Origin of the sequence: Luedemannella flava, from assembly GCF_039528515.1 — a bacterium.
Lineage (GTDB): Bacteria > Actinomycetota > Actinomycetes > Mycobacteriales > Micromonosporaceae > Luedemannella > Luedemannella flava.
The window spans coordinates 1-4,534 of record NZ_BAAALT010000207.1; the positions used below are offsets into that span (position 1 = coordinate 1).

Consider the following 4,534-nt stretch of genomic DNA (forward strand, 5'->3'; position numbering starts at 1 on the left):
AGCGGCACGCCGACGGCGACGGCCGCGAACCGCGCCCCGGCCGCCCGGTCGTCCGCGTACACCGCGCGCTCCAGCGCCCCCGCGGCCCGGCCGAAACCCGCCACCGGGTGCCAGCGCCGCGGGTCGCCCACGGCCCGGTCCAGCAGGAACCCCGCTAGTACGCCGACCGCGTCCGCCGCCAGCCCCGTTGCCGCCCGCCGCCCACTCATCGGTCGACACCCCCCGCGAACGCACCGCGCCGGAAGCGCCCCGGGTCGAACAGCCCGACGGGCGCCTCCGTACCCCCGGCCAGCGTCAGGTCGGCGAGCACATCCCCGACGACGGGCGCGAACTTGAAGCCGTGCCCCGAGAAGCCGCAGGCCACCGCGACGTTGGCGTGCGCGGGGTGCGGCCCGAGGACGAAGTCGGTGTCGGGGGTGAGCGTGTACAGGCACTCGACCGCGCCCGCCCACTCGGCGGCCGCGAGGTCCGGCACCCGCGACGCGAGCCACTCCCGCATGGTGTCGGCCTCGGCCGTCGTCGCCGGGTCGGCGCCCAGGTCGGGGTCGACGAGCCCGGCGCCGCTGTGCATGGCGGCCTTCACCGCGCCGTCGACAGCGCCGATCCCGTACCCCGTTGAGCCGTCGGGGGCGTCCCAGATCCAGACGGGGAACCGCTCCGGCGCGTACGCGGACAGGTCGGCGGGACGCCAGTAGTGCTGCACCCGCCGCTCGACGCGCAGGGGCAGGTCGAGGTCGTCGAGGAGCCGGCCGGCCCAGGCGCCGGGCGCCAGCACGAGCCGGTCAGCGCGCAGCTCGCCGTCGGCGGTGCGCACCCCGACCCCCTCCGGCCCGGCCCACCAGCCGGTGACCTCGGCCCCGGTGCGCAGGTCGGCCCCGGCGTCGCGGGCCAGCCCGAGCATCGCCTCGATCGCCGCCTCGGGCCGCAGCAGCCCGGCCGCCTCCTCGAACACCCCCACCTCGTCCGGGCCGGGCGTGAACGCCGGGAACCGCCGGCGCACCTCGGCCGCGTCGAGCACCTCGTGCGCGAGGCCGTGCTCACGGGCCGCCTCGGCCGACCCGGCCACGGCCGGCAGGTCGGCCGGGCCGAGCATGAGCGCGCCGCTCGGGGTCAGCAACCGCCGGCCCGTGGCCGCCTCCAGGTCGCGCCACATCGGGTACGCCCGACGGACCAGCGGCACGTACGCCGCGCCCTCCATGTACGCCATGCGGATGATCCGGGTGCCGCCGGCGTGGGCGCCCCGGCGGTGCGGCGGCGCGAACCGGTCGAGCCCCACCACGTCGGCGCCCCGCGCGGCGAGGCGCCACGCGGCCGCCGCACCCATGGTGCCGAGACCGACCACGATGACCCTGGGCCGCACGCCGCGCCTCCGATCTGTCACGCATTGATTGCCCTCATGCCGTCGCCTCCGCTGCGCTCCGGCACCGGCATGAGCCGATCCTGAGCTGATGATTCGCTCGCGGAGCTCGCTCATACCAAACCGCAGCCTACCGACCCACGGCCGGCCGCAGGGGTGGCCGGTTTTCGCACGTCAGGAGCGGTGGGGGTGCGCGGCCCACCCCGGCCACGCACCCCCACCTCGGGGGGAAGGAGTAATGCCTACGCCGCGGCGGTCTGCCGCGCCCGCCGCCGGCCGCGACCCTCCGCGGCGGTCGCGGGCTCGTCGCCCTCCGGCCCGGGCTCGGCGCCCGGCTCGTCGACGAGCACCTGAGCGTCGAGGCCCGCGCTGCGCAGGATCTCCATCGCCTCGCGCTGGGTGGCCTCGTCGACCGCCCCGGCCTCGTCGCCGCCGGCCGGCCCGCTCAGCGGGAAGCTGGCAAGGTCGTCCTGGTAGTCGTACGGGTCGGCGTCCGGGTCCGGCACGGCGGGCCGGGCCGCGTTGAGCGACGGCACCGCGTGGGTCGTCTCGCCGGCGATCCGCTCCTCCGCCTCGGCGTCCTCGACCGCCACAGTGGCGGCGGCCTTGCGCCGCTGGAAGCTCCCCGTGCCCCGGGACAGGTCGTGCCCGACCGCGAAGGCCTCCAGCTCGTAGCTCACCCGGTGCTGCTGGTCGTCGCTCATCCAGTCGCGCGTGTACATCCGACCGACGACCACGACCGGGTCGCCGACCGACAGCGACTTGGCCACGCCGTCGGCGAGGCCGCGCCAGCAGGTCACCCGCACCCGCAGGCTGTTGCCGTCGGCCCAGCGGTTGTTGTCCTTGTCGAAGCGGCGCGAGGTCGACGCCACCTTGAAGTGGGCGACCAGCGTCTTCGTGCGGTCGGTGCGCCGCCACTCGGGCGCCGTGACGACGTTCCCGACGATCGTTACATTGGTGTCGAACACCCTTTTCACCCCGTTCTAGTGCGTCCACTCTGGACGTCGGAATCCGGTAGCCATCAGCCTCGCGCCGACGGCCGCTCCCCACATCGGCCCGGACAAGATCTGTGGACGGCCGGCCGGGGTGTGGACAACGCCTGCGCCATCGAACGGATCTGTTATGTCCGGCCGAGCGCAACCCGGCCGCGACCAGCACGGAGTACCGTCGGCTACGTGCCGACCGACATCCTTGGCGAGCCGTACGAGCAGCTGCCCATCCCGCTGGACGCCGACGACGAGGGCGAGGTCGTCGCGACGCTCGTGCGTCGCCGCGCCCCGCAGCCGACCGGTCGCGCCGTGCTCTACCTGCACGGCTACGTCGACTACTTCTTCCAGACCCACCTGGCCGACTTCTACATCGAGCGCGGCTGGGACTTCTACGCCCTCGACCTGCGTAAATATGGGCGCAGTCTGCTCAGCCACCAGACGCCGAACTTCGTCCGCAGCGTCTCGGAATACTTCTCCGAGATCGACGCGGCGGTCCGGGTGATCCGCGAGACGGACGGCCACGACACGTTGGTGCTCAACGCCCACTCCACGGGCGGGCTCATCGGGTCGCTGTGGGCGCACCGGGTGCGCGGCACCGACACCGTTCAGGGCCTGTTCCTCAACAGCCCGTTCTTCGACTTCAACGTGGGCTGGTTGACCCGCCAGGTGGCGGGCCCGGCGATCGAGCGCGTCGGCGCGGTGAAGCCCTACCGGCTCATCCCCCAGAACATCACCATGACGTACGGGCGCAGCCTGCACATCGAGCACGAGGGCGAGTGGGACTACAACCTGGCGTGGAAACCGGTCGAGAGCTTCCCCGTCCGGGCGGGCTGGGTACGGGCCATCCGGGCGGCCCACCGCCGGCTGCACGCCGGCCTCGCCATCGACGTGCCGGTGCTCGTGGGCTGCTCGGGCGCGTCGTTCCGGGGGCCGTTCGCCGACGCGGCGCACCACGCGGACGCGGTGCTGGACGTGGAGCACATCGCGCGGTGGAGCCCGAACCTGGGTCGGCACGTTACGCTGGTGCGCTTCGAGGGCGCCAAGCACGACCTGCTGCTGTCCCGCCAACCGGTGCGCGAGCGGGTGCTCGACGAGCTGGACCGGTGGCTGACCGCCTACCTGGCGAAGCGGGCCCTGGCCCCGGTGCGCGAGTCCCAGGTGGGTCGGCCGGGCGGCACGACGGGCTCGGGCGGGGTCTGACCCCACGAGCCAGGGTAGGACGGCGTCGACGCCGGCCGCTCCTGGCTCGCCCGCCGGCGCATCTGACCGCCCTCCGGAGAGGTGCGCTGGGCCGGCACCTGCGGCCACGACCCGGACAGCGGATCCGCGTCGCGAGGGTCGGAATACGACGGACGGTCGGGGTACGACGGGCGGGAGCCGCCGAGGCTGCCCGACCCGTACCCGTAGTCAGACGAGCCGCGGTCGCCGGGGTAACGGCCGTAGCCGTCGGAGTCCGGGCGGACCGCGCCGCTGGGCGCGCTCACCGGGTAGGCGCCGGACCCGTACAGCGGCTTCACCAGGTCGTACTCAGCGGAGGAGAGCTCGTGCGCCGCGGACCGGCGGCGCGTCGGCGGCCGCTCGGACGCGGGCATCGCGCTGACCGGATACGACGAGCGGCGGTCGGGCAGCTCGTTGTTGAGCGCGCGTGGCGGCTCGCGGTGGCTGGTCGGCAGCGGGTCGACGCCGCCGCGGGCGGGCGGACCCGACATGACGGGCGGGGCCGAGTGCTGCCGGGGGACGACCGCGCCCGAGGTCGGCTCGGCGGCCCGGCGGCGGCCGGTGCTGGTCGGGTAGTCCCCGCGGGAGCCGCTGGACGGACGGTCGTAGTCGCGCGGCTCCGGCCGGTCGTAGTCGCGCGGCTCGGCCGAGCGGCTCATCGGCGTGGCCGAGGCACGCGACGTCAGCGGGACGGCTCCGGTGGCCGGCCGGGGCACCACGGGCACGGCCGAGGTGGCCGGCTGCGGCACGGGCGGGTACGACGACGTCGCGGGCTGTGGGACCGGCACGGTCGCCGGGCGCGGCACCGAAGTGGTTGCGGGCCGCGGCACGGAGGTGGTCGCGGGCCGCGGCGGGAGCTGCGGGGTCGCCGAACGCGGCACCGCCGGGGAGGACGTCGGCGACGGTGCGGGCATCGGCGGCCGCGAGGACCCCGGGAACCCACCGGGCTGCGGCGAGCCGCCCGACGCCG

At 75.3% G+C, this 4,534-nt stretch carries 6 protein-coding genes; 2 read left to right on the forward strand and 4 right to left on the reverse strand.

Annotated elements, in window-relative coordinates:
- The 3 genes from ABD211_RS26140 to ABD211_RS26150 form a co-directional block, all read right to left on the reverse strand.
- A partial coding sequence (locus ABD211_RS26140; RefSeq protein WP_344137354.1) for a cobalamin biosynthesis protein occupies nt 1–209 on the reverse strand: 209 nt, incomplete at its 3' end.
- Complete coding sequence (solA, locus tag ABD211_RS26145; RefSeq protein WP_344137357.1) at nt 206–1,360, reverse strand: N-methyl-L-tryptophan oxidase; 1,155 nt, start codon at nt 1,358–1,360, stop codon at nt 206–208. The genes solA and ABD211_RS26140, both read right to left, overlap by 4 nt.
- A 239-nt stretch (nt 1,361–1,599) precedes the next feature.
- On the reverse strand, nt 1,600–2,325 hold the full coding sequence (locus ABD211_RS26150; RefSeq protein ID WP_344137360.1) for a single-stranded DNA-binding protein: 726 nt from the start codon (nt 2,323–2,325) through the stop codon (nt 1,600–1,602).
- 207 nt (nt 2,326–2,532) lie between these two features.
- Here ABD211_RS26150 and ABD211_RS26155 point away from each other — a divergent pair, with 207 nt between their 5' ends.
- Entirely contained in the window at nt 2,533–3,546 is a 1,014-nt protein-coding gene (locus tag ABD211_RS26155) for an alpha/beta hydrolase (RefSeq protein WP_344137364.1), read from the forward strand.
- On the opposite strand, the gene ABD211_RS26160 is transcribed toward ABD211_RS26155, so the two are convergent.
- Nucleotides 3,462–4,223, reverse strand: coding sequence for a hypothetical protein (locus ABD211_RS26160; RefSeq protein WP_344137367.1), 762 nt, complete (start codon nt 4,221–4,223; stop codon nt 3,462–3,464). The two genes, ABD211_RS26155 and ABD211_RS26160, sit on opposite strands and share 85 nt — an antisense overlap.
- A 4-nt stretch (nt 4,224–4,227) precedes the next feature.
- On the opposite strand from ABD211_RS26160, the gene ABD211_RS26165 reads away from it, so the two are divergent.
- The coding region (locus ABD211_RS26165; protein ID WP_425560535.1) for a hypothetical protein at nt 4,228–4,534 on the forward strand (307 nt) is incomplete at its 3' end.

What these genes read in the sequence shown, in the direction of transcription:
- ABD211_RS26160 (WP_344137367.1), bottom strand. Translation starts at nt 4,223, where the DNA reads ATGAGCCGCTCGGCCGAGCCGCGCGACTACGACCGGCCGGAGCCGCGC.